This window comes from Amycolatopsis sp. NPDC031561 (assembly GCF_055580625.1).
The window spans coordinates 100,509-126,389 of sequence record NZ_JBVILA010000014.1 but is presented as its reverse complement, the minus strand read 5'-3'; the positions used below and the strand labels follow the sequence as shown (position 1 = coordinate 126,389).

Below are 25,881 nucleotides of genomic sequence, written 5' to 3'. Positions count from 1 at the left end.
CGGAAGGGTATGGCCGTGCGGGTGCTGCTCGTCGAAGACGACACCAGTGTCGCCGACGCGCTCGCCGAGACACTGCAAACGCGCGGCCACACCGTCTCCCACGCGATCCGGGGCTGCGACGCGCTGCACCGGCACCGCGAAGCCGACGTGATCCTCCTGGACCTCGGGCTGCCCGACATGGACGGGCTCGACGTCCTCAGGAAGGTGCGTCAGGTGTCGCTGGTGCCGGTGCTGGTCCTCACCGCGCGCGGGGACGAGCGGTCCGTGGTGCGCGGGCTGCGGCTCGGCGCCGACGACTACCTGACCAAACCGGTCCGCCTCGCCGAACTGCTGGCGAGGATGGACGCGGTGGTGCGCCGCGCCGCCGTCTCGTCCGCGCCGCAGGACGACGTCGTCCGCGTCGAAGACGTCGAAATCGACCTCGCGGCACGGCGGGTGCTGGTCGGCGGGAACGACATCGGGCTCACCACGAAGGAGTTCGCCGTCCTGGCGGTGCTCGCCGCGCGGCCCGGCACCGCGGTGAGCAGGCAACAGCTGATGGACGAGGTCTGGGGCGACGCGTACCTCGCCGTCTCCCGCTCGCTCGACGTGCACCTGACCCAGCTGCGCGCGAAACTCGACCGGCCGGGACTGCTGACCACGATCCGGGGTTTCGGCTACCGCTTCGGCCGGGACTGACCGGTGCGTGCCCGGCTGCTGGTCGTCCTCGTCGCGCTCGCGCTGACCGTGGTCGCCGCGTTCGCGATCCCGCTGTTCGGCTCGACCGCCGCGCAGCGGACCCAGCAGCTGGTCATCGCCCGCAACGCCGACGTCGACCGGTTCGTCGTCCTCGCCCAGCAGGCCGTCGACGCCGGCGACCCGACCGCGCTGGGGGTCGACGCCGCGCGGTATTCGTCGTTATACGGCGAAGCCGTCGTGGTGGTCGACGCGCGCGGGATGCCGCTGGTGGAAACCGGTGGGATGACCGCCGCGGAGCCGGTGGTCCGCTCGCTCGTCGAGTCCGCGCTTCGCAACCAGCCCGCGAAGGGGCCCGAACAGCTGAGCCCGTGGTCGGTGGACCCGGTCTATTTCGCCCGCCCGGTCGGCACGGGGACCCGGGTGGCCGGGGTGGTCGTGCTTCGCGCGTCGGTGACCACGGCGGCGGCCGACGTCACCACCCGCTGGGCCGCGATCGTCGCGGGCGCGGTGCTGGTCGCGGCCGTGTTCGTGCTGCTCGCGGTCCTGCTCGCGCGGTGGATGGTGCGGCCGCTGCACGAACTGGAGACCGGCGTGCGGGCGGTGACCGGCGGGCATCGCGCGCAGGTTCCCGACAAAGCCGGGCCGAGGGAACTGCGCTCGCTCGCGACGTCGTTCAACCGGATGTCCGACGCCGTCGTCGAAGCGTCCGAACAGCAGCGACGGCTCGTCGCGGACGCGTCGCACCAGCTGCGGAATCCCATGGCGGCCTTGCGGTTGCGCGTGGATTCACTGGCCGCGCGGATCGACGGCGACGGCCAGCGGACCTACCGGGCGACCGTAGCGGAGGTCGAACGGCTGGAGTCCCTGCTCGACGGGCTGCTGGCGCTGGCGCTCGCCGAGAGCGCCGCGACCCGGCTCGCCGCGGGCGAAGCCGACGACGAACCCTGCGATCTCCCTTCCGTGCTCGCCGAACGGGTCGACGCGTGGCGTCCGTCGGCCGACGACGCCGGAGTCGGCCTCCCCGCCGCCGAGGGCCACCACACGCCGGTTCCGGTGCGATGCACGGAAGGCGATCTCGCCCAGGTCCTGGATGTCCTGCTGGACAACGCGGTGCACTACGCGGGCCGGGGCGCGACCATCACCACCGGCTACGAGACCGGCGACGCGACCGCCACGGTCTTCGTGTCCGACAACGGTCCCGGACTGTCCACAGAGGACCGTGAACGCGCGACCGAGCGGTTCTGGCGAGCCGGTGGCGACGGCGCGCCGCGGGGAACGGGGCTCGGACTCGCGATCGCGAACCAGCACGTGCTCGCCCGCGGCGGGAAACTCGAGCTAAGGGCAGCGGAACCGCACGGGCTCGAAGTCCGCGTCGAACTTCCCCTCTCCACCGGGGAGACACCATGACCGTCACCAGGCGCACCGCGCTCCTCGCCGGGCTCGCCACGCTCGCGGGCTGCTCGACGGCGGGCTACCAGGGCCCGGAACGAGAGGTCGTCATCGCCGCGGGCGAGAGCGGCGGTTTCTATCTCGCCTTCGCGGAGCTGCTGGCCCAGCAACTGAACAGGGCGGAATCGCGGCTGCGCGCCACCGCCGTCGCGACCGAGGCCAGCGTCGAGAACCTGCGACGGCTGCGGGACGGCCGGGCCGATCTCGGGCTCGTGCTCGGTGACGTCGCCGAATCCGCCTTCGCCGGGGCGGAGCCGTTCTCCGTCCCGATCGCGTTCTCGGCCATCGGCCGCGTCTACGAGAACTACCACCAGCTCGTGGTCCGCGCGGACGGCGGCGTGCGCTCACTCGCCGACCTGGCCGGGCGGCCGGTTGCGATGGGCGCGAGCGGATCCGGGGTCGCGGTGTTCAGCACCCGGCTGTTCGCCCGCGCCCAAGTCCCGGTGAACGCGAAGAACCTCCTGCTCGGGGAGGCGATCAACGCGCTGGTGGTGCACGAGGTCGACGCGCTGTTCTGGTCCGGCGGGATCCCCACGCCCGCGCTCACCGAGTTGAACCGGACCACCCCGATCACCCTCCTCCCGCTCGACGCGCACCTTCCCGCTTTGCGCGCCGGCTACGGCCCGGTGTACGACCTGGTCCACGTCCCGGCGCAGGCCTATCAAGGAGTCGGCGAACTGCGGACGATCGGCGTCGCGAACCTCCTCCTGGCGGCTCCTTCCCTGCCCGACGACGTCGCGGCCGCCGTCGCGCGGGTGCTGGCCGCGCACGCCGCCGACCTCGTCCCGGCACCCGCCGTCGGGACCCAGTTCCTCGACGTCCGGACGCTGATCGGGACCGGCAAGGTGCCGCTGCACCCTGGTGCCGCGTCGGCCTACCGTGCCCTGCACGGGTGATCGGGGCTCCACCTCCAGAGGGATGCGCGTCACCCGGTGGCGCTGCCATGGTCGGAAGGGAGGCGGTCGTCGGACCGCCCCGATCCGGAAGGACTCCAGCAGTGTCATCGAGACACACCAGGGTGGTGCGGGGTTCGGCACTCGTCGCGGGCCTCGCGCTCGCGGGCGGGCTCGCCACCACCGCCCCCGCCGTCGCGGCGGAGCAGGTCGAACTCACCGCACCCGCCCTCACCGGCCAGTACGAGGTCGGCACCACCGACCTCCACCTCGTCGACCGGTCCCGGCCCGATCCGTGGAAACCGGACCGGCGCCGGGAGGTCATGGCCACCGTCACCTATCCGGCCGACCGGTTCGCCCACGGCCCGCAGGCACCGTGGCTCACGCCCGGAATGAGCGCCGTCGTCGACCAGGCTCTGGCGAACCCGGACGATCTCGATGTCCCGGTCGGCTCCGTCGACTGGACGTCGTCGAAGCGGCGGGCCGAGATCGGCGTCCCGGCGGCGCCCGGCGCGCCGAAGCCGGTCGTGCTCTTCTCCCCCGGCTTCGGGGGACCTCGGGAGACGTACTCGGCGATCGTCGACGACCTCGCGAGCCGCGGCTACGTGGTCGTCTCGCTCTCGCACACCTACGAGAGCGCCGCGGTCGAGTTCCCCGGCGGGCGACTCGAAACGGCGCTCCCGCCGGGCGAGGGTCCCGAGTTCATGAAGAAGGCGCTCGACGCGCGGGTCGGCGACAGCCGGTTCGTCCTCGACCAGCTCGCGAAGATCACCCGGGGGCAGAACCCGGACGCGGAGAACCGGCCGCTCCCCCGCGGGCTCGGCTGGTCGCTCGACCTGTCGAAGGTCGGTGCCTACGGGCATTCCTACGGCGGGTTCACGGCGGGCGAGACGATGGTCCACGACCGCCGGGTCGACGCCGGGATCAACCTGGACGGCGCGATGGCGACGGCGTTCGGCTTCCCCCCGGGAAGTGCCTACATCCCGGGCGAGGTCACGAAACGCGGCCTGGACCGGCCGTTCCTGCTCATGGGCGCCGAAGGCGTCGGTCCGGACGGGAAGCCGCTCGAACACACGCACCTCCGGCCGGACTTCGACCGCAGCTGGGCGGACTTCTGGGCCAACCAGCGAGGCTGGAAGCGGGACCTGCTCCTGCGCGGCGGCAGCACGCATATGTCCTACAGCGATCTGCAGGTCGTCGTGCCGCAGCTCGGCCCGCTGGTGACGCCGGAGAAGCGGAAGGCGTCGATCGGCACCATCGATCCCCGTCGTTCGCTCGCCGCGCAGCGGGACTACATCGGGGCGTTCTTCGATCTGCACCTGAAGGGCCGTGACCGGCACCTGTTCGACGGGGAATCCCCGCGGCACCCGAATATCGATTTCATCGACTAGGGACGACCCCGCGTGAAGGCCCCCTTCCCTCGACTCAGCCGAGGGAGGGGGGCCTTCACGCGGAACCACTACCTTGGCAGGGTGACCAAACCGATCGTCGAAATGCCGCTGCGCGTGCGCTACCACGAGTGCGACGGACAGGGCATCGTCTTCAACGCGAACTACCTCGCCTACGTGGACATGGCCATGTTCGAAGTGGAGAGAACCCTCTACGGCTCCCACGAAGCGGCGCTGGCCCTCGGTGTCGACGTCGTCGTCGCCGAATCGAACCTCCGCTACCGCGCGCCTTGCCGCTACGACGACGAACTGGTCGTCTCGGCGTTCCTGAACCATCTCGGAACCACGTCGCTGATCATCGACTTCGAGATCGGCCGCGACGGCACGGTGTGCACCGAGGCGACCAACCGCTACGTCTTCGTCGATCCGGCGACGCTCAAGAAGGCGGCGCCACCCGCGGTCGTGCGCGAGGTGTACGCCGCCCTCCTGCCCGCTCAGGCGGACTGAACGCCGGGGCGCCGGTCCTCGACGACGTAGCTGGCCCGCGTGCTGATCGGCGCGCCGGGGGTGTTGACGAACGGCACCACCCGGAAGTCGCTGCGCCAGCGCTGCCGGTTGACGTTGACCCGGACATACCCGCGCTGGTTGTTGAAGAACTTCATGTGCGGGTTGGCCTTCAGCAGGTTCTCACCGGCGGGCGTCATGTCGGCGCCGTTGCCGCCGCTGGTGATCGACGTCCCGACGAACTCGCTCGCCACGGTGGGCGAACCCGGGTCGCCGAAGTCGCGTTTGAGGTCCCAGGCGTAGTTCTGGTGCCTGTCACCGGTGATGACCACCAGGTTCCGCACGCCCCGGTCCTGCGCCGCGGCGAGCACGCGGTCGCGATCGGCGACGTAGCCGTCCCACGGGTCGAGGTAGACGTTGGTGGCGGCGCCCGCGTCGGTGTCGGTCTGGCCCATCGGCGCCTGGTTGCCCAGGATCTGCCAGCGAGCGCGGGACCGGGAGAAACCGTCGAGCAGCCAACGCCGCTGCTCCGAACCGAGCAGGGTGCGGTCCTCGTCGAACCGCTCGGTGCAGTTCGCCGACTGGCCGTCGCCGCACGGCTGGTCGTCGCGGTACTGGCGGGTGTCGAGCATGGTGAAGTCGGCGAGCGTGCCGTAGCTCAGGCGCCGGTGAAGACGCGCGTCCGGCCCCTTCGGCAGCTGGGCGATGCGGTACGGCAGGTGCTCGTACATCGCCTGGAAGGCCTGGGCGCGCCGCTGGCGGAACACCGCCGGGTCCTGGTCGGGCTCGTTGTCGGCCTGGGAATGGTCACCCGCCCAGTTGTTCTCCACCTCGTGGTCGTCGTTGACGTGGATCCACGGGAAGGCGGCGTGCGCGGCCATCAGCGGCGCTTCGGACTTGTAGAGCGCGTACTGGAGCCGATAGCGCGCGAGGTCGAAGGTCTCGCCCTTGAACTGCGGCCCCACCGGCGTCCCGCGCCCGACGCCGGTCACGCCGCTTTCGTAGAGGTAGTCGCCCAGGTGCACGACCAGGTCGAGATCCTCCGCCGCCATGTGGTTGTAAGCGGTGAAGTGTCCCGCCTCCCAGCTCTGGCAGGACGCGAACGCGAAGTTCAGCTCGCGCGGCGACGACCACGCGACCGGCGCCGTCCGCGTACGGCCGACCGGCGAGATCTCGCCGCCCGCGCGGAAGCGGTAGAAGTACTGGTGATCCGGCGCGAGGCCGTGGATCTCGGGGTGCACGGAGTGACCGAGCTCGGGAGTGGCGACCACGGAGCCGCGACGGATCACGGCGCGGAAGCGCTCGTCGAGCGAGACTTCGTACTCGACGCGAACGGGCTTGCGGGGCATCCCGCCGAGGCCGTCGGCTTCGTAGGGCTGCGGCGCGAGCCTGGTCCAGAGCACGACACCGCCGGGCAACGGTTCACCCGAGGCGACGCCCAGGGTGAAGGGGTTACCGGAGCCGCTCGCGAGCGGCATCGCGCCGGCGGCGTTCCAGGCGCCGGTCCCCAGCAGGACGGCGGCCGCGCCTGCGGAGCCATAACCGAGGAAGCGACGCCGCGACAGGGGGTGAGGGAGCGAAGGCATGAAGCCCTCCTGTGGTGGGATGGTCACGGGCGGCCTCATGCTCGTCCGCGTATATGGCCTCCCGGCCGCCCTCAGGCGAAGCGCCCGTGAACGAAAGACGATCAACCCTCGTGTTCCGCATCCTGTTCTACCGCCCGGAAATCCCGCCCAACACGGGCAACGCGATCCGCTTGACCGCGAACACCGGCTGCGAGCTCCATCTGGTGGAGCCGCTCGGTTTCACGCTGGAAGACAAGCAACTGCGCCGCGCCGGCCTCGACTACCACGACCTCGCGCGCGTCCACGTCCACGCGGACCTCGACGCGGCCTGGGCGGCTCTGCTGCCCGCCCGGGTCTTCGCGTTCAGCGCCTCCGCGACGCGGCTGCACACCGACGTCGCGTACGAGCCCGGTGACGTGCTGATGTTCGGGCCGGAGTCGGCGGGGCTGCCCCTCGACGTCCAGGAGTCTTCCCAGGTGACCGACCGGGTGCGGCTGCCGATGCTGCCGTCGAGCCGGTCGCTGAACCTTGCGAACACCGCGGCGATCAGCGTTTACGAGGCTTGGCGGCAGAACGGCTTCGCGACTCCCTGATCGCTGGTCGTTCTCGCCCACCCGCCGCCGGATGTCATGAAAGGGGCTTTCAGGACGTTTTTCGTCCTGAAAGCCCCTTTCATGACACTTGACGCAGGATCTACGGCAGCCGTTGACCCAAGAAGAGCGAAGCGGCGGCGCCGATCATCAGCACCAGCGTCCCGAGGATGACCCAAGGACGACTCGCGTCGGCGTCCTTCAGCTCGTACCCGATCTGCTCACCGAGGTCGTCGTACACGCGTTTCAGCTCGTCCGCGCTCGCCGCCTTGTAGAAGTCGCCGCCCGAGAGCCGCGCGATCTCCTCCAGCGATTCGTCGTCGACCTTCACGTCCTGCGGTTTGCCGTCGATGTCGACCGAGCCGTGCGTCGTCCCGAACGAGATCGACGAAATCGGCACCTGAGCCTGCTTCGCCGCCTGCGCGGCCGTGTAGCCGCCTCGCGGCGCGTACAGGTCGTCCGGGACGGTCTGCTTGCCGTCGCTCATCAGGACGATGCGGGCGGGCGGCGGACCGTCCGCGCCACCGACGATCGCCGAGAAGCTCTCGATCGACTGCAGCGCGGCGAAGATCCCTTCGCCGGTGGCGGTCGACTGCGCCAGCTTCAGGTTGTCGATCGCCTTCACGACACCGCCGCGATCGGTGGTCGGCGCGACCAGCACGGTCGCCGTCCCCGCGAAGGAGATCAGCCCGAGGTTCACCCCGGGCGTCATGTTCTGCGCGAACGAGCGCGCCGACTCCTGGGCCGCCTTCAGCCGGGTCGGGGCGACGTCGGTGGCTTCCATCGACAGCGAGGTGTCGATCACCAGCACCACGGTGGCCCGGTTGCGGGGCACCTTCTGCTCAGCCGTCGGCCCGGCGAGCGCGACGGTGAGCACCAGCAGCGAGAGCACAATCAGGATGGCGGGAACGTGCCGCACCCAGCCCTGACTCTTCGGCGCGACCTTGTCCAGCAGTTCCAGGTTGGCGAACCGCATGGTGCGCTTGCGCCGCGCGCGCTGGGAAAGCACGTAGCCCACGGCCACCGCGGCGACCGCGAGCAGCAGCAGGAACCACCACGGCGAGGCGAATCCGGTCAGGCTCACGCGACACCACCGGACCAGCGGCGCTTGCGGGCCACCACGAACCGGACCATGTCCGCGATCCAGTCCGAATCGGTGCGCAGCACCAGATGCGCGGCACCGGCCCGCCGCAGCGCGGCCGCGACCTCCTGCCGGTGAGCATGCGCCGCGGCGCCGAATTCCTTGCGCAGCAAGGCCGAAGCGTGCACTTCGCGCTGTTTCCCTGTCTCCGGGTCGGCCAGCACGACGGTGCCCACGTCGGGCAGGTCGATGTCGCGCGGGTCGAGGACTTCGATGGCGATGAGGTCGTGGTGCCCGCCGAGCGCGCGCAACGGGCGCTGCCACTCGGTGTCGCCGAGGAAGTCGGAGATCACGACGGCGAGCCCGCGGCGGCGGGGCGGACGGCGCAGTTTCTCCAGTGCCGCGGCGAGATCTCCGCGGACACCTTCCTCGGCACGAGGGGTCTCGGCGAGCTTGCGGACCAGCCCCCGCGCGTGCGGGATCCCGCCGCGCGCCGGGATCCGCGTGATGCTGCCCGCCCCGTTGGAGACGAGCGCGCCGATCCGGTTGCCGCCTCCGCCGGTCAGATGGGCGACCGCGGCCGTCGCGCAGACGACCAGATCGCGCTTCTCGCACAGCGCGGTGCCGAAGTCGAGGCTCGCGGACACGTCCGCCACCAGCCACGTCTCCAGCTCGCGGTCCGCGACGGTCTCCCGGATGTGCGGGCTCGTCGTCCGCGCGGTGACCGCCCAGTCCATCCGGCGGACGTCGTCACCGGGCTGGTACGGCCGGGCCTCCCCCGGTTCCGAACCCGGCCCCGGCACCAGGCCGAGATGGTTTCCCTGCAGCAGGCCGTCGAGACGGCGGCGCACGTCGAGTTCGAGCGTGCGCAGGCCCGCCTCCATCCGCTCCCCGCGGAGTACCGGCGGTGCCCAGGAAGGACGTTCGCCCTTCTCGTTCTTCACGCGGATTCCTTACCTGACGGGTGCGCCGGCCGGGACCGGGCCGCCCTGCCCGGTTCCGCCCTGCGGACGGGCCGAGACCTGCGGCAGCGGAACGGTCTGCAGCACCCGCGTGATGATGTGGTCGATGGGGACGCCGTCGGCCAGCGCGTCGTAGGACAGCACCAGCCGGTGACGCAGCACGTCGGGAACGACGTCGACGACGTCCTGCGGCAGCACGTAGTCACGACCGCGGACCAGCGCCAGCGCCCGGGAGGCGGCGATGATGCCGAGGCTGGCACGCGGCGAGGCACCGTAGGACACCCAGCCCGCGACGTCGGCGAGGCCGTGGTCGTTCGGGGTACGGGTGGTGAGCACGAGGCGGACGACGTAGTCGACCAGCGCGTGGTGCACGAAGACCTGCGAGGCGACGTTCTGCAGCCGGACCAGCTCGCCGGGGCTCAGCACCTCCTGCGGGGTGGGCGCGGTGACGCCCATCCGGTAGATGATCTCCCGCTCTTCCTCGGCGGTCGGGTACTCGACGACGATCTTGAACAGGAACCGGTCGCGCTGCGCCTCGGGCAGCGGGTACACACCCTCGTTCTCGATCGGGTTCTGCGTGGCGAGCACGAGGAACGGGTCGGGCATCGGGAAGGTCTGGCCGCCGATCGACACATGCCGCTCGGCCATCACCTCGAGCATCGCCGACTGCACCTTCGCGGGCGCGCGGTTGATCTCGTCGGCGAGCACGAAGTTCGCCACCACCGGGCCGAGCTCGACGTCGAACCGCTCGGCGCCCTGGCGGTAGATCCGGGTGCCGAGGATGTCGGCGGGGACCAGGTCCGGGGTGAACTGCACCCGCGAGAACGAGCCGCCGACCACTCGCGCGAAGGTCTCGACGGCGAGAGTCTTCGCGACACCGGGGACACCTTCGAGCAGGAGATGGCCCCTGGCCAGCAAGCCGACCAGCATCCGCTCGACCAGCCTGTCCTGGCCGACGATGATCCGCTTGACCTCGAACACGGTCCGCTCCAGCAACTGGGCGTCCCGCGCCGGCGTTCCGGGCTGCTGCGCGCCGTCGGCGTAGCCGGGCTCGGTCACTCGTGCCTCCTGTGTTCCCCGCTTGCGTTCTTGCGTCCGGATGTGACCGTAGTGGTCGGTGGCACAGCCGTTCGTGAAGGTAGCCAACCCGACCACCGGTATGACGGCTGTGAAGGAGAAGGAGACGACCCCGGACGGCCGGCTCAGGAAAGCCGGTCCAGATCCTCAGGGGTGTCGACGTCGTCGCTCTCCCCCGGTTCCTCGGCCACCTCGACGAGGTCCAGCCCGCCCAGCGCCCGCCGCAGCGACGCGTTCTCCACCGTCTCCGGCAAGGCGCCACGCAGCGCTTCCGTGCGCCAAGCACCCAGCAGCCATTGCCGCTCCCCCGCGGCGTCGACCAGAACCGCACCGGGAGCAGACCCGAGCGCGGCCACCAGCCGTTCCACAGTGGACTTCCGGACGCCGGCGAGATCCCCGGCCAGCACCACGACGACCTCCGTGCGCACCAGGGCGAGTCCCGCCGCCACCGCGGCCACCGGCCCCGTTCCCGGCGAAGACTCCCGCGTCCAGAGGACGTCGCCGAACCCCGGTCGTTCCGGGCCGACGACGATCACCGGATCCGCGTCCGCGAGCGCCGCGAGAGCCCTGGCGAGCAACGGTTTCCCGCCGACGGTCAGCGCGGGTTTGTCCACACCGGACAGACGGCGCGCGGCACCGCCCGCCAGCACGATCCCCGCGTAGGTCACGCCTAGCCGATCAGGCGGGCCGCGTACGGCATGATGCCGCCGTAGCGCACCGGCGCGATCCGGACCCGCAGGCCCGATTGCGGTGCTTCGACCATCTGCCCGTTCCCGAGGTACATCGCGACGTGGTGGATACCCCGCGCGCTGCCGCCCCAGAAGAGCATGTCGCCGCGGCGCATCTGCGAAAGCGGCACCTTCCGCCCGGCGTTGTACTGATAGCCGCTGTAGTGCGGGAGCGACCGCACCCCGGCGAACGCGTAGATCATCAGCCCGGAGCAGTCGAAGCCGATCTTCATGTAGTCGCCGTAGCGATCCGCCGTGCCGCCGTCGCGGATACCGCGTGTCGGCCCGGAGCCGTTGCCGCCGCCCCACGCGTACGGAAGTCCCAGCTGAGACAAAGCCCGCTGGACGACGGCCTCGACACTCGACCCGGCGGGAGCCGACTGGGCGGGCCTGCCGCTCGACGGACGGCCACCGCCACCCTGGCCGGGGCTGGGCCGAGACGCGGCGAGAGCGGCCTGGCGAGCGCGTTCCTCGTCCTCGCGGGCCTTCTGCGCCTTCCAGTCCTCGTAGCGCTGCCGCTGCCCCTGAAGACCGCTGACCTTCTGCTGCGCTTCGAAGAGCTGCTTCTCGACGTTCGTCTTGTCGGCTTCCAACAGGCCGTTCTGCGCGGCCTGGGTGTCCTGCGCGTGCTGCGCGGCGCTCTGGGCGTTGTCGGCCTCGTGCTTGGCCGCCTCGGCCGCTCGCTTGCGCTCCTGCGCGATTTCCAGCTTCTTGCGCGCGGTCGCGTCCTTGTTGGACTTCTCCGTCTGCGCGCGCTTCATCGTGTCGAGCGCGTTGAGCCTGCTCCCGCCGACAGCGTCGAGCATCTGGGCGCGGCCGAGGAGTTCCTTGGGGCTGTCGGCGGTCAGGTACGCCGACACCGAGCCGACCGTGCTGCCCTGCTGGAAGCTGGCGGCGGCGAACTTGTCGAGGTCCGCGCGCGCCTTGTCGATGGTGGCCTGCGCGGCGTCGGACTCCGTGCGCGCCGACTGCGCGTCGCGGTCGGCCTGCGCGGCTTCGTCCTGCGCGGTCTCCGCGTCGACCCGGGCCTTGTTGGCCTCTTCCATCTTCAGCTCGACCTCGTCGTTGAGCTGAGAGAGCTTCGACTCGGCCTGGGCCAGCTGATTGGTGAGCCTGCCGACATCGCCCGCCTTGGCGTTGGCGTCGGCCTTGCTCGAGTTGATTTCGGAGTCGCTGGGGTTCGGCGGGGGCGGCGGAACCGCGAGACCCGTGCCGGTCACCCCGAGCAACAGGGCGACGCCGAGCGCGCCGATGGTCATGCCTCGGCGGGCACTGGTCCCGGACCCGGTCTCACCACGCACGATCCGCCCACCTCCTGATCTTGTAACAACGAGCTCACTGTGCCACTGCTGCAACAGCATTACCAGAAGCACCACCAGGAACTTACACACCGTAGGCACCATTTCCCCTCAACGGGGGACGAACAGACGAACGTTTCGTCACTCGAATGGCCGCAGGTTGGTGAGACGTTCCCTACCCGCGTGTCGGCTTGCAAGCCAAAAAGGACAGGCGTACTGTTTGTGGAGACGAACGAGGTGTGCCATCCCGGGTCCGGACCTACGGTGGGGGTGCGCAACACTCGCTCCTGGTCGACCCGAACGGCCTGGAGAACACACCGAACTGACCCGCCACTGGAGTTAGAAGTGACTGCACCTGCCAGCAAGGACAGCTTCGGCGCCAAGGACACGCTGAAGGTGGGCGACGCCTCCTACGAGGTGTTCCGCTTGAACAAGGTCGAGGGCTCTGAGCGCCTTCCCTACAGCCTGAAGATCCTGCTCGAGAACCTGCTGCGGACCGAGGACGGCGCGAACATCACCGCCGACCACATCCGCGCGCTCGGCAACTGGGACGCCAAAGCCGACCCGTCGATCGAGATCCAGTTCACGCCCGCCCGCGTGATCATGCAGGACTTCACCGGCGTCCCCTGCGTCGTCGACCTCGCCACCATGCGCGAGGCCGTCACCGACCTCGGCGGCGACCCGGACAAGGTCAACCCGCTCGCGCCCGCCGAGCTGGTCATCGACCACTCGGTCATCATCGACGTCTTCGGCCGCCCCGACGCCTTCGAGCGCAACGTCGAGATCGAGTACGAGCGCAACCGTGAGCGCTACCAGTTCCTGCGCTGGGGCCAGGGCGCCTTCGACGAGTTCAAGGTCGTCCCGCCGGGCACCGGCATCGTGCACCAGGTCAACATCGAGCACCTCGCGCGCACGGTGATGTCCCGCAACGGCCAGGCGTACCCCGACTCCTGCGTCGGCACCGACTCGCACACCACGATGGTCAACGGCCTCGGCGTGCTGGGCTGGGGCGTCGGCGGCATCGAGGCCGAGGCGGCCATGCTCGGCCAGCCGGTCTCCATGCTCATCCCGCGCGTCGTGGGCTTCAAGCTCACCGGCGAGATCCCGACCGGCGTCACCGCCACCGACGTCGTGCTCACCATCACCGAGATGCTGCGCAAGCACGGTGTGGTCAGCAAGTTCGTCGAGTTCTACGGCGAGAGCGTCGGCGCGGTGCCGCTGGCCAACCGCGCCACCATCGGCAACATGAGCCCGGAATTCGGCTCCACCGCGGCGATCTTCCCGATCGACGAGGAGACCGTCCGCTACCTCAAGCTCACCGGCCGGTCCGAGGAGCAGGTCGCGCTCGTCGAGGCCTACGCCAAGGAGCAGGGCCTCTGGCACGACGCGTCGCACGAGCCGGAGTACTCCGAGTACATCGAGCTCGACCTCTCGACGGTCGTCCCGTCGATCGCCGGCCCGAAGCGCCCGCAGGACCGCATCGAGCTGACCGACGCGAAGAACTCCTTCCGCAAGTCGATCCACGACTACGTCGGCGGCGAGCAGCCCCCGCACACCAACGTCGACGAAGCCGTCGAGGAGTCCTTCCCGGCCAGCGACCCGGCCGCCCTCTCCTTCAAGGACGAGGGCGCGGTCGACATCCAGTCGGCGGCGAACGGCCACAGCGGCCGCCCGACCAACCCGGTCAAGGTCAGCACGTCGGACCGCGGCGAGTTCATCCTCGACCACGGCGCCGTGGTGATCGCCTCGATCACCTCGTGCACCAACACCTCCAACCCGTCGGTCATGCTCGGCGCGGCGCTGCTCGCGCGGAACGCGGTCGACAAGGGCCTCGCGGTCAAGCCGTGGGTCAAGACCTCGATGGCGCCGGGTTCGCAGGTCGTCACCGACTACTACAACAAGGCCGGTCTCTGGCCGTACCTGGAGAAGCTGGGCTACCACCTGGTCGGCTACGGCTGCACCACCTGTATCGGCAACTCGGGCCCGCTGTCGGACGAGATCTCCGCGGCGATCCAGGAGAACGACCTCACCGCGGTTTCGGTGCTCTCGGGCAACCGGAACTTCGAAGGCCGGATCAACCCCGACGTGAAGATGAACTACCTCGCGTCGCCGCCGCTGGTCATCGCGTACGCGCTCGCCGGCACGATGGACTTCGACTTCGAGAACCAGCCGCTCGGCCAGGACACCGAAGGCAACGACGTCTTCCTGAAGGACATCTGGCCCGCGGCCAAGGAGATCCAGGAGACCATCGACTACGCGATCACGCAGGAGATGTTCACCAAGGACTACGCCGACGTCTTCGACGGTGGCGAGCGGTGGAAGTCGCTGCCGACCCCCGAGGGCAAGACCTTCGACTGGGACGCGGAGTCCACCTACGTCCGGAAGCCCCCGTACTTCGACGGCATGAAGGCGGAGCCGTCGGCGGTCACCGACATCTCGGGCGCGCGTGTGCTGGCGAAGCTGGGCGACTCGGTCACCACCGACCACATCTCCCCCGCCGGCGCGATCAAGCCGGGCACCCCGGCCGCGCAGTACCTGACCGAGCACGGCGTGGAGAAGAAGGACTTCAACTCCTACGGCTCGCGTCGCGGTAACCACGAGGTCATGATCCGCGGCACCTTCGCGAACATCCGGCTGCGCAACCAGCTCCTGGACGACGTGCAGGGCGGCTACACCCGCGACTTCACCCAGGACGACGCCCCGCAGTCGTTCATCTACGACGCGGCGCAGAACTACGCGGCGCAGAACATCCCGCTGGTGGTCCTGGGCGGCAAGGAGTACGGCTCCGGCTCGTCGCGTGACTGGGCGGCCAAGGGCACCTCGCTGCTGGGCGTGCGCGCGGTGATCACCGAGTCGTTCGAGCGGATCCACCGGTCGAACCTGATCGGCATGGGCGTCATCCCGCTGCAGTTCCCGGCGGGCGAGTCGGCCTCGTCGCTCGGCCTCGACGGCACCGAGACGTTCGACATCTCGGGCATCACGAAGCTGAACGACGGCGAGACCCCCCGCACGGTCCACGTCACCGCGACGAAGACCGACGGCACCAAGGTGGAGTTCGATGCGGACGTCCGCATCGACACCCCGGGTGAGGCGGACTACTACCGTAACGGCGGCATCCTGCAGTACGTCCTGCGGAAGATGACCCAGGTGTAAGCACCACACGCGAAAGGCCCCTTTCCCCGCACTTTGGGGAAGGGGGCCTTTCGCGTTTTTCGGTACCGTGACGGGTATGCCCAGCGGGAGAATTCCGGTCGAGAACGGCGAACTGGCGTACGAGCTCCGCGGCGAGGGTGATCCCGTCATCCTGCTGCACGGCGGGATGCTCGACTCCCGGATGTGGGACGCCGAGATGACGGCGCTCGAAGGCCGCTACACGGCCATCCGCTACGACGCGCGGGGACACGGCGAGTCGTCCACGCCGACAGAACGGTTCGAGCACTACGAAGATCTCCGTACGCTGATGACCACGCTGGAGCTCCCCCGCGCGTCGCTGGTCGGACTCTCCGGCGGCGGCCGGATCGCGGTCGACTTCGCGCTGACGTACCCGGACCTCGTGGACAACCTCGTCCTCGTGGCCACCGGCCTCAGCTCGATGACGACGAAGGACCCCTTCATCCTCGAACAGAACAGGAAACTCCAGGAAGCGATCGCACGAGGCGATTTCGCCGCCGCCATCGAGTGTGTCCTGCGGATGTGGGTGGACGGCCCCCGGCGAGCGCCGTCGGAAGTCGATCAGGAAGTCCGGCGGCAGTGCCAGGACATGTACACGAGCACGATCACCCGGCACGGTGGCAGCGGCTTCACACTGATGGACGAGCTGCGGGCTATCGAGCGCACCGGCGAGCTGAGCCCGCGAACCCTGACGTTGGTGGGCGACCTGGACTCCTCGGACATCATCGACATCGCCGACCAGATCGACCGCGAGGCACACGACGCCCGGAAAAGCGTGGTTCCCGGGGTCGCGCACATGGTCAATCTGGAGAAACCCGCCAGGTTTTCCCGGATCCTGCTGGATTTCCTGGCTTGCTGACCGCCAAGGTTCAGGGACGTTGGTTTCTCTGGTCTCTCAGCGGTTCATGTTCCCAATGTCGCATTTGAGACGCTCAGTGACTCAAATGCGACATTGGGAACATGAACCGGGAATCCTGCCGGAAGACGCCGATTTCCGGCCCCTGCATCTCGTCAAGCAGTTTCGCGCTCTTCCTGCTCCGAGCACTCTTCCCGGTTCTCGGGGCGGCGGTCCAGCACGTGGCCGAGCGGGCGCAACAGCACGTTGACTCCGACGATCACCGCGGTCCCGGCGAGCGCGACGACGTAAAGTCCCGCTCCAGCAAGGGATCCGACGGCCGCCGAGCACCACAGCGTGGCGGCGGTGTTGAGCCCGCGCACGTTCAGCCCGTCCCTGAGGATCACGCCGGCGCCGAGGAACCCGATTCCGGAGACGATCTGGGCGGCCACCCGCGTCGGGTCGGCGTCACCACTGGTGTTCAGCCCGCCGAAACCGTGGGCGGACAACAGGACGAAAAGGGTGGCGCCGACGGCGACGAGGGCGTTGGTGCGGAGTCCGGCCATCCGGGCGCGGTACTGGCGCTCGATGCCGATGACGGCGCCCAGTCCGACGCCGGTGCCGACCCTGAGCAGCATTTCGAAGGTGTTCATGATTCCGGCTCTTTTCTGGCGTGCGTACACAAGGCCAGACAGGAAAAGGCGACCGGAAAGGTCAGCGCACCGCGCACACGGGTGAACGGCGACCGCTTCCGGTCGTTCCAGAACTGTCTTCCGGCATGTGCCGCTCACCTCGCTTTCGTACTCGAACGATGTTGATCAACCTTCGGGACTGTACCACCGGACCGCCGTCCGGCCACCCTCACGTGGAAGGGCTCACACACGCCTCGGGAGCAGAAAGGCGCCGATGCAGGTGGTCGTGAGTGGCGATTCGGGTTAGAACGAACCAGTGTTTGCTTACCTGGGCGAAGGTGAAGTGTCCGAGATGACACGGTCGAGGGGGGGGGGGGGGGGGGGGGGGGGGGGGGGGAAAAACCCCCCCCCCCCCCCCCCCAGGCCCCGGTCAGGGTGTCTGTCACGGATGTCCCGAAGGTCACCTTCAGGACGCTCAACGTCTTAAAGGTGGCCTTCAGGACACTAGGCACCTCTCGCTCACAGCCCACCCGACCGACCCATGCCCCACACGTCGAGCGCGGCCGAGCACGTCGCGAGAAGACCCGGACACACCCAGAATCCAGTAGGTACCTAAGACACTCCTGGCTCTAACCCGAATCGCCACTCACTACCCCCGGCTAGTTCTGCATCGGGACGGCGTACTCGGCGAAGTTCTCCACGAACCGCTCGATCGGCTCCGGCCCGGCCGGGTAGAGCACGAACTTGCTCAGCCCGCCGTCGATGTACTCGGCGATCAGGTCGCGGGCCGCACTCCAGCTGCCCGCGATCAGCCGCGACGGATCCGCGTCGGACCGTGCCGCGACCGAGGCCGCGAGCGCGTCCGGGATCCCGTCCTCGGCGACGATGAGGCTGATCCCGAAGTGGTCGGCCTCGACCTCACGGTTCGCCTCGCCGGCGGCCTCCTGGATCGCTTCGCGGCCCGCGCGCGCCTCCTCCGGCGTGAGGAAACTGGCCAGCCAGCCGTCCGCGAGCCTGCCGATCCGCCGCAGCGCGCCGGGCGCCTTCCCGCCGAGCCAGAGGTCGAGCCGTTTCAGCGGGCGCATGCCGAGCCCCACGCCCTCGACCCGGAAGAACTCGCCCTCGAAGGTCACCTCTTCCTGTTCCAGCAACGCCTTGATCAAGAGCAACGACTCGTCGAACACCGCGGCGCGACGGCCGGGCGGCACCGGGAACAGCGGTAGTTCCGCGTCGCGCGCGGGCTTCAGGCCGAAGACCGGGAGGACCCTTTTCGGTGCGAGCGCGGCGAGGGAGGCCAGCTGTTTGGCGACCAGCACCGGGTCGCGGCCGGGCAGCACCATCACACCCGTGCCGACCTTCAGTTTCGAGGTGCGGGCGAGCGCGTGCGTCAGCCCGACGACCGGGTCGATCCTGGGCGAGTACACCGCCTCGGGCAGCCAGAGCGAATCGACGCCCGCCTGCTCCAGCAGGTCGACAGCGGCACCGAACTCCTCGGGCGCCGTCCCGGTCCCCAGTCCCGCGCCGACCCTGATCTTCAGGTCCTCCGCCACACTCGCTCCCTTCCGCAGGCCCTGGATGCGGGCCGGTGTCCAGTGTTCCCACCCGGCCCCGGCGTGAACAACCCCGCACAAGCATGGACTCGCCCCGCGAATCCCCCGTACATTCCAGTGTTGTGCGGGCCGTTCCCGCACGGATTGGGGGAATTTCGATGGCAGGGCAGGCTCTACGCGGCTGGACGCGATGCTTCCACCCGGCGCCGGCGGCCGAGACGCGGCTGGTCGTCTTCCCGCACGCCGGTGGCTCGGCGAGCGCGTACCGCCCGCTTTCGGCGGCCCTCTCCCCCACCCTCGAGGTGCACACCGCCCAGTACCCGGGACGGCAGGACCGCATGGGCGAGCCGGTCATCGACGATCTGCACGCCCTCTCCGAGCAACTGGTGGACGTCGTCGCCGCGCTCCCGAAGCCTTTCGCCCTCTTCGGCCACAGCATGGGCGCCATCGTCGCGTTCGAGGTCGCCCGGCTGCTCGAGGCGCGTGGCCTGGTTCCGGCGGCGCTGTTCGTCTCGGCTCGCCGCGGGCCGGACCTGCACAAGGAAAAGATGCACCATCTCGCCGACGACACCACGTTCTTGGCCGAGGTCAGCCGTCTCGGCGGCACGGCCGCGATGATCCTCGACGACCCCGACATCCGCGCTCTCGCGTTGCCCGCGCTGCGCGGCGACTACAAGGCCGTCGAGACCTACCGCTACCGGCCGGGCCCCGACGTGAGCTGCCCGATCGTGGCGCTCGCCGGCGACGCGGACCCGGTCCTGGACGTGCCGGATCTCGAAAACTGGCGCGAGCACACCACCGGCACCTTCGAGACGGAGGTGTTCAAGGGCGGGCATTTCTTCCTCGACGACCATCTGGACGCCGTCGTCGCCCGCGTCCTCGGCAAGCTGACCGTCAGTCCCTGACGCCTTCCCTGCTCGCCCACGCGACGACCTCGGTCCGGTTCGCCAGCCCCAGTTTCGCCAGGATGCTCCGGACGTGGCTTTCCACCGTGCGTTCGGAAAGCACGAGCTTCTCGGCGATCCGGCGGTTGCTCAGCGCGTCGGCGAGCAGGACGACGATCTCGCGTTCCCGGCCGGTGAGCGGGTCGGCGGCGCGGCGTCCGGCGCGGATCCGGTCGAGCAGTGCCGTGGCCCGCGCGAGCGGGCCCGGCATCACCAGCCGACGGAACTCGTCGAGAGCCTCACGCGCGATCCCTTGCGCACGAACGAGATCACCCCGGGCGACCAGGACTTCGGCGAGCAGCAGCCTCGCCGAAGCGACACCCGGCCGAGCGCCGATGCTCTCGTTGATGACGATCGTCTGCTCATACAGCCGCACCGCCTCGTCGTGGCGGCCGAGAAGGGCGTTGAGCCGCGCGGGCTGTTCCAGGGTCGAACCGGTGCAGAAGACGCCGGCGCCGCCGGACACGATCGGCCGTACCTCTTCGAGGCGCCGCAACAGGTACGCCGCCATCTCGACGTCGCCGAAGGCCTCGACCAGCGGCACCAGATTGGGCAGGGCGCCGGTGGTGTGCAGTGCGAACTCCGGGCTCCGCACCAAGGGCACCAGTTGCTCGTACCGGACCCTCGCCTCGTCGACGTTGCCCGTGATCAGGCTGAGCAACGGCCGTGAAACCAGCGTGACCGGCAGATGCGGGGCCCGGTCGAGCAAAGCCGCGTAGTCCCCTCGCAGATCGCGAGGATCCCCCGTGAGCAGCACGAGCTGGGTACGGAACGCGTAGGACATCCCTTTCGCGGAGAAGTCGTCCGCGAGTTCGGTGTCCGCCAGTTCCTCCGCCTCGAAGTCGAGTTCGCGTGCCTCGGCCAGATCTCCCCGCAACGCCAGCACCGAACTGCGCAGCCGCAGATCGTGCCAGCGGATCAGCGGCAGCCTGGTCAGCCGGGCCAGCGTCGTCACCGCGACGAGTTCGTCGTCGACGAGCGCCATCCGCCCGTCCTCCAGCGCGGCGTCGAGCCGCCATTTGTGGCCCCACAAGGAAACCAGCGGCTGCCCGGTCCGCGCGCCCAGTTCGGCCGCGAGTGCCCCGAGGCGCAGCCGCTCGACCAGTGGCAGGGTCTCCGGGGCGACCTTCATCCGCGCGCGGACGGTGTCGACCAGTGCCTCGGGATCACCGTCCTCTTCAGCGAGCGCGAAAGCCTCGTCGGCGAGTTTCCCCGCTTCGGCGAACCGGCCGTAGTCGGCTTCCACCGACGCGCTGTGCGCCAGCAGGCGGGCCCGCGTCGTCTTGTCGACCCCGTCCGCGGCGAGCGCGCGGGCAGCGAGATCGCGGATACCCGGCAGGAGATCCGGCGCCGCGACGTCGCGGACCACCAGTGCCGCGCGGGCGATCAGCCCTGCGTCGGCGGCACGCCGGGCGTGGTCGAGACTGCGCGCGAACCGGCCGGTCCGGTATTCGGCGACGGCGAGATCGAGCAGCAGTCCACCACGGTCCACTTCGGACAGTCCGGCTTTCGCGCGCGCGTCCAGCGCGATCGCCAGGAACCGCGCCGCTTCGTCGAAGGCCAATGCCCGGTTCGCTTCGGCGGCCGCGAGCACCGCCCACTCGGCCGTCTTCTCCGGCTCGGACGCCGAGCGCAGCCAATGCCCCGCGACGGTCCCGGCCAACGCGGGATCACGCCGGGCGCGTTCCTCGAGCGCGGCCGCGGCCCGGCCGTGCAGCGCTTCCCGCTCACCTTGCCCCAGATCCGCGTAGACACCGTCACGGACGACGGCATGCGCGAACCGGCCGGAACCCAGCACCCCGGCCTGGACGGCCTGGTCGAGCCCATCTGCGACGTCTCCGAGCGGCAGACCGGACACCTCCGCCAGCACGGGAGCGTCGACGTCCTCGCCGAGGACCGCAGCGATGGCGATCAGCCGCCGCACCCCAGGCTCCAAGGCCGACACCGCGGCGCGCACGAGATGCCCGAGTTCCGACCTGCCCGCCGAACGCGCGATCGCGCCGAGATAGAGCGGGTTCCCGCCGGAGCGGCGATGCGCCTCGCGGACGTCTCCCTCGGCGGGCGACGATCCTGACAGCTCGGTGAGCAGCACCCGGACGTCAGGCTCCGCCAGCGGCGGCAGTGAGATGCTCCGCGCGCCAGGACGGCGCAGGAGATCCGGCAGGGCGGCGTCCAGCGCGGGGGTGTGCCCGGTGTCCCGATGCGTCGCGATCACGGCCAGCTTCGAGCGCCGCAACTCCCCCGCCAGATGCCGCAGCAGGCGCAAGGACGCCTCGTCGGCCCAGTGGAGGTCTTCGAGGACGACGACCAGGCCGGACGGCTCCGCAGCGGCCACCAGCGCATCGGCCGCGGCCGCCACCAGCCGGAAGCGTGCCGCTTGGACGTCGGCGGCGCCCTCGGTCTCGGCGAACGCGGCCGTCACGGCCGAATCGACCGATGGCAGTGCTTCGACGACCCGCCGCCACGGCCACAGCGGCGGCGCGCCCGGGTCGTCGGCGCACCGGCCCCAGACGACTCCGGACGCCGAGGCCGTCGCCTCCTCGACCAGCCGGGTCTTGCCGATCCCGGGCGGCCCGGAGACGAGCATGAGCCCGCCGGAGCCCGCGGCGGCGTCGGCGAGCCTGCCGCGCAGGCTCGCCAGTTCGCCCGCCCGGCCCACGAACGGTTCCCGGTTCACGGAAGGAGTATCGCTCTCCGGGCCCGATTCCGTATCGCCCTGCGTACTGGCACTGATGTCCGGGAGCCGCCGCCGGCGCAGAGTCGGGGTGTCCGACGGGAAGGAAAACCCATGTACGCCACCGTCCACCAGTTCCGGCGTTCGCACGCCGACGAGTCCGAGGGCTGGGGCCACGCCCTCGCCGCGGAACTGCACCCCGGTACCGGTTCGCCGGGCACCTGCACCCTCGCCAAGGTCGGTGGGACGACCGGGCTCGTCGTCGCGCTGTGGCGCGACCGCGGGTCCGCGCTCGCCGCCGCCGACCGCCGCACTCCCGGCACGTCCGACGCCCGCGTGTACGAGGTCTCCGACGTCGAAAGCGGCGCGGCCGAACCCCGGATCGCGCAGACGACCTGGTTCGACCGCCCGCTCACCCAGGCCGAGGCCGACGCCGCCGACTTCGGCGGGCGTGAACGGATCTGGCCCGCCGTCCGGAAGCTCGACGGGGTCGGCGGGTTCTACGTCCTGACCGCCGAGGACCGGTCCAGCCTCGTGCTCGGCTTCACCGAGTCGATCGAGGCGTTGGAGGCCGTCCAGAAGGCGATCATGAGCACGGAACTGCTGCCCGGTGAGGATCCCGCGCTGCTCCCCGGCCCGGACCGGGTCGACGTCCACCGCGTGCTCCACACGTCCCTGCCCGCACACGGCCTGGTGGGTGAGCCGCGATGACCGCCGGGACGTCCTCGCGCACCGGTACCTGGACCGTGCTCGCCGAGCGGACCTCGGCCGCGTTCACCGTCCGGAACTTCGGATTCCGCGAGGTCCACGGCTCGATCCCGGTCAGCCTGGGCTCGGTGAAGGTCTCCGCGAGCGGTGTCATCGAAGTGGAGGCGGCGCTGAACCTCGACCAGATCGACACCGGGCACGCCAAACGCGACGCCGACCTGCGCAAACCCGGTCTGCTCGCGCTCGACGCGCATCCCGTGCTGACCTTCGCCGCGGACCGGATCGAAGGCGGCCCCGGCGAGTGGTCGATCGAAGGCACCCTCGGCGCGCGCGGCGAGTCATGCTCGCTCACGCTGACCGCGACCGGGCCGGAAGACAACGGCGACGGCACCTGGCGGGTGCGTGCCGAGGCCGTCTTCGACCGGCGGGCGATCGGCGTCCGCGCGCCGAGGTTCCTGATCGGCCGGGAGATCACGATCGCGCTCGACGTGGTCCTCGCCCCGCCTGGGTGATCAGGCCCAGGCGGAGAGCTCCTTGGCCAGCGCGGACGGTCCGCCGGCGGTACGCAACGTCGGCGGACCGGGCCAGCAGTCCTGGTGGTCGCCGGTGCGCAAGGTCTCGGCGAACCTGGCGACCAACCGCGGCGGCGACGCGGCCGACCGTCCGCCGAGATAGGCGACGACGACGTGGTGCTCGTCGCCCGCGTGCGTCGCGACCGCGGCCGACCAGCCGTGCTCCTCGTGCCACAGCAGGTCGACGTCGCGTTCGGGGAAACCGGGAAGACGCCAGTTCAGCCTCATCCGGGCGGTGACCGGGCCGGTGAGGTCGGCCGTGCACGAATCCATCCGTATCCCCAGCGCCGAAGCCACGTCCTCCAGATAGGCGTTCAGCCTGGTCATGAGATCCAGACCTGCTTCCGTGGGGGCGGGGGTCGAGGTGGTCACGGTCCCTCAGCTTCCTGTCATCTTGAGTTGGCGTGACGGGAATTACCCACCCGGGCGCGGCTTCACACCCTCATTTCGTCACACCCGGGTTTCGATTCGCTCAAGCCGTGGCCTCGATGACACGAGTCAGCGCCTTGTGCAGCGCCTCCAGCTCGGAGAGCTCCATGCCGAGCTTCTCCACTACGCGATACGGGATCTTCTCAGCCTCCGCGCGCAACGCGCGACCCGATTCCGTCAGCTCGACCGTCAGCAGCCGCTCGTCCTCGGCACTACGCCTGCGAGTGACGTAACCGATCGCCTCCAGCCGCTTGAGCAGCGGTGACAGCGTCGCGGGCTCGGCACGCAGAGCGACGCTCAGGTCCTTCACCGCCTGTGGCCCCCGCTCCCACAGCGCCAGCATGACGAGGTACTGCGGATGGGTGAGCCCGTGCGGCTCCAGCAGCGGACGGTAGATGGCGATGACGCTGCGAGACGCGACCGACAGCGCGAAACACACCTGACGTTCCAGCGCGAGCGGGTCCTCGCCCAGATCGATCGACTTCATCTCCGGCCCTTCCGAGTTCATGCCGCCGATCCTAGCCGTGGCGTGCACGACACTAATGATTAGCGTACTAACTGTTAGTGTACTGTGGCGATCATCGAAGGAAGGGAGTCGTCCGATGCCCCGCAAGCGCCCGGATGTGTTCCGCTGGCTGTGGTATTCACTCGGCGGCAGGCTGCCCGAGCGTTACCACGACTGGATCCTCCACGACGCGACCACCGGAAGCTGGCGCTGGCGGCACGTCGCCCGCAGCACGGTGATGATCGCCCCGCTGTGCGCGGTGTGGCTGCTCCTGCCCGGCCCGCTCCCCCTGCGGCTGGCGATCGTGCTGATGGCCGCGCTCGTGGCGTACTTCTACTCGATGGCCTACATGGAGGAGAGCATCGAGCACCGGCTCGCCAAGAACGGCTTCCCGCCGGGCATCGGCCGCCGGACCCGCGCCGAGGCCATCGCGGTCGCGGAGGCGGACATCACCGAGCGGTACCTCGCGCGCTATCGCTCGCCGAACCCCTGACCCGCCCCCACTCTTGATCCGCCCACGACCAGGCGGGATGAGGCCTCGCGACTAGGCTGAACGGTGATGAGACGCAAGCTCCGCCCGCCGCTCCCGCCCCGTCACGGGCTCGACCCCGCGAGGCTCAAGATGCCCGCCGAGGGGCCGTGGACGACGTTGCGGGAACACCTCGTCGAGCGGCTCCCCCGGGTCGCGCCCGAGCGGATCGAAGAGATGCTCCGCGAGGAGCGCATCGTCGGACTGGACGGGCCGCTCGACGTCGATTCGCCGTTCGTGCCGGACTCGTTCATCTGGTTTCATCGCGATCTGCCCGACGAGGTCGAAGTCCCGTTCGAGGTCTCCGTCGTGCACCGCGACGAGCATTTCCTGGTCGCCGACAAACCGCATTTCCTCGCGACGATCCCGCGCGGGCGGCACATTCTGCAGACCGCGCTGGTCCGCCTCCGCCGCGAACTCGACCTCCCGATGCTCATCCCCGCGCACCGGCTCGACCGGGTCACCGCGGGACTCGTCCTGTTCGTCATCACTCCCGAAGTCCGCGGCAAGTATCAGACGATGTTCCGGGATCGCTTGGTACACAAGGAATACGAGGCGATCGCCCGCTACGATCCGTCGGTCTCGATGCCGCGCGAGATCAGCAGCCGCATCGTCAAGGAACGCGGGGTCATCGCGGCGCAGGAAGTCGACGGGCCGCCCAACGCCGAAACCCGCGTCGAACTCATCGAGCACCGCGACAGTCTCGGCCGTTACCGCCTGCTCCCCGCGACCGGCCGCACCCACCAGCTCAGGCTCCACATGAGCGGGCTCGGATTGCCGATTCTCGGCGACGACTTCTACCCGGACCTGACCGAAACCCCGCTCGACGACTTCACCGAACCCTTGCAACTGCTGGCGAAGGTCCTCGAGTTCACCGATCCGATCACCCGCGAACGCCGCCGGTTCGAGAGCGGGCAGACCCTCGAAGCGTGGACGGACCTCGACGGGTGGCGCCGCGGTCCGTGAGCGGCGCGGAACGCAGGCGACCAGGGTGCGAAACGCGGCGGTACAGGTGGTCGTGGGGGGGGGGTTTTGTTTTTCCCCCCCCACCCCCCCCCCCCCCCCACCCCCCCAACCCCCCCCCCCCCCCCCCCCCCCCCAAAACCCTCCCTCTCCCCC

General features: G+C 70.0%; 24 protein-coding genes. 13 read left to right on the top strand and 11 right to left on the bottom strand.

Translation table 11 applies throughout. From position 1 onward, the window contains the following. Positions 1-9: 9 nt before the first annotated feature. The 5 genes from ACZ5IK_RS25760 (at position 10) to ACZ5IK_RS25740 (ending at position 4,915) form a co-directional block, all read left to right on the top strand. The gene (locus tag ACZ5IK_RS25760) at positions 10-678 is read left to right on the top strand and encodes a response regulator transcription factor (protein WP_101607637.1); all 669 of its coding nucleotides are present in this window, start codon (positions 10-12) and stop codon (positions 676-678) included. A gap of 3 nt (positions 679-681) precedes the next feature. Beyond that, complete coding sequence (locus tag ACZ5IK_RS25755; RefSeq protein WP_465490007.1) at positions 682-2,085, top strand: sensor histidine kinase; 1,404 nt, start codon at positions 682-684, stop codon at positions 2,083-2,085. Further along, on the top strand, positions 2,082-3,023 hold the full coding sequence (locus ACZ5IK_RS25750; RefSeq protein ID WP_465490006.1) for a TAXI family TRAP transporter solute-binding subunit: 942 nt from the start codon (positions 2,082-2,084) through the stop codon (positions 3,021-3,023). Before ACZ5IK_RS25755 ends, ACZ5IK_RS25750 begins: the two co-directional genes overlap by 4 nt. A 101-nt stretch (positions 3,024-3,124) precedes the next feature. After that, positions 3,125-4,411, top strand: coding sequence for an alpha/beta hydrolase family protein (locus ACZ5IK_RS25745; RefSeq protein WP_465490005.1), 1,287 nt, complete (start codon positions 3,125-3,127; stop codon positions 4,409-4,411). A gap of 102 nt (positions 4,412-4,513) precedes the next feature. Continuing rightward, complete coding sequence (locus tag ACZ5IK_RS25740) at positions 4,514-4,915, top strand: acyl-CoA thioesterase (protein ID WP_465490097.1); 402 nt, start codon at positions 4,514-4,516, stop codon at positions 4,913-4,915. Here ACZ5IK_RS25740 and ACZ5IK_RS25735 read toward each other — a convergent pair. Then, entirely contained in the window at positions 4,903-6,498 is a 1,596-nt protein-coding gene (locus ACZ5IK_RS25735; protein ID WP_465490004.1) for an alkaline phosphatase D family protein, read from the bottom strand. The two genes, ACZ5IK_RS25740 and ACZ5IK_RS25735, sit on opposite strands and share 13 nt — an antisense overlap. 110 nt (positions 6,499-6,608) lie before the next feature. Between ACZ5IK_RS25735 and ACZ5IK_RS25730 the strand changes: the two genes are divergently transcribed. Further along, positions 6,609-7,070: a tRNA (cytidine(34)-2'-O)-methyltransferase gene (locus tag ACZ5IK_RS25730; RefSeq protein WP_101607632.1), complete on the top strand. Its 462-nt coding sequence runs from the start codon at positions 6,609-6,611 to the stop codon at positions 7,068-7,070. A 100-nt stretch (positions 7,071-7,170) separates the two neighbouring features. On the opposite strand, the gene ACZ5IK_RS25725 is transcribed toward ACZ5IK_RS25730, so the two are convergent. From ACZ5IK_RS25725 to ACZ5IK_RS25705, 5 genes are all read right to left on the bottom strand, one after another. After that, entirely contained in the window at positions 7,171-8,151 is a 981-nt protein-coding gene (locus ACZ5IK_RS25725; RefSeq protein ID WP_465490003.1) for a VWA domain-containing protein, read from the bottom strand. After that, positions 8,148-9,032: a DUF58 domain-containing protein gene (locus tag ACZ5IK_RS25720; RefSeq protein WP_233223471.1), complete on the bottom strand. Its 885-nt coding sequence runs from the start codon at positions 9,030-9,032 to the stop codon at positions 8,148-8,150. The genes ACZ5IK_RS25725 and ACZ5IK_RS25720 overlap by 4 nt, the downstream gene beginning before the upstream one ends. A gap of 69 nt (positions 9,033-9,101) precedes the next feature. After that, a complete protein-coding gene (locus tag ACZ5IK_RS25715; protein ID WP_465490002.1) occupies positions 9,102-10,169 on the bottom strand; it encodes an AAA family ATPase in 1,068 nt (355 codons plus the stop codon). A 143-nt stretch (positions 10,170-10,312) separates the two neighbouring features. After that, positions 10,313-10,855, bottom strand: coding sequence for a molybdenum cofactor guanylyltransferase (mobA, locus tag ACZ5IK_RS25710; protein ID WP_465490001.1), 543 nt, complete (start codon positions 10,853-10,855; stop codon positions 10,313-10,315). A gap of 2 nt (positions 10,856-10,857) precedes the next feature. Continuing rightward, the gene (locus tag ACZ5IK_RS25705) at positions 10,858-12,216 is read right to left on the bottom strand and encodes an NlpC/P60 family protein (protein ID WP_465490000.1); all 1,359 of its coding nucleotides are present in this window, start codon (positions 12,214-12,216) and stop codon (positions 10,858-10,860) included. Positions 12,217-12,558: 342 nt separating this feature from the next. Between ACZ5IK_RS25705 and ACZ5IK_RS25700 the strand changes: the two genes are divergently transcribed. Then, a complete protein-coding gene (locus ACZ5IK_RS25700; RefSeq protein WP_465489999.1) occupies positions 12,559-15,366 on the top strand; it encodes an aconitate hydratase in 2,808 nt (935 codons plus the stop codon). Positions 15,367-15,442: 76 nt separating this feature from the next. Continuing rightward, positions 15,443-16,243, top strand: a complete 801-nt coding sequence (locus tag ACZ5IK_RS25695) for an alpha/beta fold hydrolase (RefSeq protein ID WP_465489998.1) — start codon at positions 15,443-15,445, stop codon at positions 16,241-16,243. Between the two features lie 152 nt (positions 16,244-16,395). On the opposite strand, the gene ACZ5IK_RS25690 is transcribed toward ACZ5IK_RS25695, so the two are convergent. Together ACZ5IK_RS25690 and ACZ5IK_RS25685 are read right to left on the bottom strand one after the other, a co-directional pair. After that, positions 16,396-16,872, bottom strand: a complete 477-nt coding sequence (locus ACZ5IK_RS25690; RefSeq protein ID WP_101607623.1) for an MgtC/SapB family protein — start codon at positions 16,870-16,872, stop codon at positions 16,396-16,398. A gap of 638 nt (positions 16,873-17,510) precedes the next feature. Beyond that, positions 17,511-18,401: a TIGR03854 family LLM class F420-dependent oxidoreductase gene (locus tag ACZ5IK_RS25685; RefSeq protein ID WP_465489997.1), complete on the bottom strand. Its 891-nt coding sequence runs from the start codon at positions 18,399-18,401 to the stop codon at positions 17,511-17,513. Positions 18,402-18,559: 158 nt separating this feature from the next. Between ACZ5IK_RS25685 and ACZ5IK_RS25680 the strand changes: the two genes are divergently transcribed. Further along, positions 18,560-19,306, top strand: coding sequence for a thioesterase II family protein (locus tag ACZ5IK_RS25680; RefSeq protein ID WP_465489996.1), 747 nt, complete (start codon positions 18,560-18,562; stop codon positions 19,304-19,306). Here the strand turns inward: ACZ5IK_RS25680 and ACZ5IK_RS25675 are convergent. Next, entirely contained in the window at positions 19,296-22,022 is a 2,727-nt protein-coding gene (locus ACZ5IK_RS25675; RefSeq protein ID WP_465489995.1) for an ATP-binding protein, read from the bottom strand. The two genes, ACZ5IK_RS25680 and ACZ5IK_RS25675, sit on opposite strands and share 11 nt — an antisense overlap. A gap of 111 nt (positions 22,023-22,133) precedes the next feature. On the opposite strand from ACZ5IK_RS25675, the gene ACZ5IK_RS25670 reads away from it, so the two are divergent. Both ACZ5IK_RS25670 and ACZ5IK_RS25665 read left to right on the top strand, forming a co-directional pair. Then, positions 22,134-22,730 carry a hypothetical protein gene (locus ACZ5IK_RS25670; protein WP_465489994.1) on the top strand — a complete coding sequence of 199 codons (597 nt, stop codon included), beginning with the start codon at positions 22,134-22,136 and terminating at the stop codon, positions 22,728-22,730. After that, positions 22,727-23,239: a YceI family protein gene (locus tag ACZ5IK_RS25665; RefSeq protein ID WP_465489993.1), complete on the top strand. Its 513-nt coding sequence runs from the start codon at positions 22,727-22,729 to the stop codon at positions 23,237-23,239. Before ACZ5IK_RS25670 ends, ACZ5IK_RS25665 begins: the two co-directional genes overlap by 4 nt. Here ACZ5IK_RS25665 and ACZ5IK_RS25660 read toward each other — a convergent pair whose 3' ends face one another. Further along, the gene (locus ACZ5IK_RS25660; RefSeq protein WP_101606922.1) at positions 23,240-23,671 is read right to left on the bottom strand and encodes a DUF6292 family protein; all 432 of its coding nucleotides are present in this window, start codon (positions 23,669-23,671) and stop codon (positions 23,240-23,242) included. Between the two features lie 100 nt (positions 23,672-23,771). After that, a complete protein-coding gene (locus ACZ5IK_RS25655; RefSeq protein WP_465490096.1) occupies positions 23,772-24,215 on the bottom strand; it encodes a MarR family winged helix-turn-helix transcriptional regulator in 444 nt (147 codons plus the stop codon). A gap of 115 nt (positions 24,216-24,330) precedes the next feature. Here ACZ5IK_RS25655 and ACZ5IK_RS25650 point away from each other — a divergent pair, with 115 nt between their 5' ends. Both ACZ5IK_RS25650 and ACZ5IK_RS25645 read left to right on the top strand, forming a co-directional pair. Next, the gene (locus ACZ5IK_RS25650) at positions 24,331-24,726 is read left to right on the top strand and encodes a DUF5313 domain-containing protein (protein ID WP_465489992.1); all 396 of its coding nucleotides are present in this window, start codon (positions 24,331-24,333) and stop codon (positions 24,724-24,726) included. 66 nt (positions 24,727-24,792) lie between these two features. Further along, the gene (locus ACZ5IK_RS25645) at positions 24,793-25,728 is read left to right on the top strand and encodes a pseudouridine synthase (protein WP_465489991.1); all 936 of its coding nucleotides are present in this window, start codon (positions 24,793-24,795) and stop codon (positions 25,726-25,728) included. Positions 25,729-25,881: the final 153 nt, after the last annotated feature.

Coding starts and splice junctions, on each gene's coding strand:
- ACZ5IK_RS25760 (WP_101607637.1), top strand. CDS start 10: ATGGCCGTGCGGGTGCTGCTCGTCGAAGACGACACCAGTGTCGCCGAC.
- ACZ5IK_RS25750 (WP_465490006.1), top strand. CDS start 2,082: ATGACCGTCACCAGGCGCACCGCGCTCCTCGCCGGGCTCGCCACGCTC.
- ACZ5IK_RS25740 (WP_465490097.1), top strand. CDS start 4,514: ATGCCGCTGCGCGTGCGCTACCACGAGTGCGACGGACAGGGCATCGTC.
- ACZ5IK_RS25735 (WP_465490004.1), bottom strand. CDS start 6,498: ATGCCTTCGCTCCCTCACCCCCTGTCGCGGCGTCGCTTCCTCGGTTAT.
- ACZ5IK_RS25720 (WP_233223471.1), bottom strand. CDS start 9,032: ATGGAGGCGGGCCTGCGCACGCTCGAACTCGACGTGCGCCGCCGTCTC.
- ACZ5IK_RS25695 (WP_465489998.1), top strand. CDS start 15,443: ATGCCCAGCGGGAGAATTCCGGTCGAGAACGGCGAACTGGCGTACGAG.
- ACZ5IK_RS25690 (WP_101607623.1), bottom strand. CDS start 16,872: ATGAACACCTTCGAAATGCTGCTCAGGGTCGGCACCGGCGTCGGACTG.
- ACZ5IK_RS25680 (WP_465489996.1), top strand. CDS start 18,560: ATGGCAGGGCAGGCTCTACGCGGCTGGACGCGATGCTTCCACCCGGCG.
- ACZ5IK_RS25670 (WP_465489994.1), top strand. CDS start 22,134: ATGTACGCCACCGTCCACCAGTTCCGGCGTTCGCACGCCGACGAGTCC.
- ACZ5IK_RS25665 (WP_465489993.1), top strand. CDS start 22,727: ATGACCGCCGGGACGTCCTCGCGCACCGGTACCTGGACCGTGCTCGCC.
- ACZ5IK_RS25655 (WP_465490096.1), bottom strand. CDS start 24,215: ATGAAGTCGATCGATCTGGGCGAGGACCCGCTCGCGCTGGAACGTCAG.
- ACZ5IK_RS25650 (WP_465489992.1), top strand. CDS start 24,331: ATGCCCCGCAAGCGCCCGGATGTGTTCCGCTGGCTGTGGTATTCACTC.
- ACZ5IK_RS25645 (WP_465489991.1), top strand. CDS start 24,793: ATGAGACGCAAGCTCCGCCCGCCGCTCCCGCCCCGTCACGGGCTCGAC.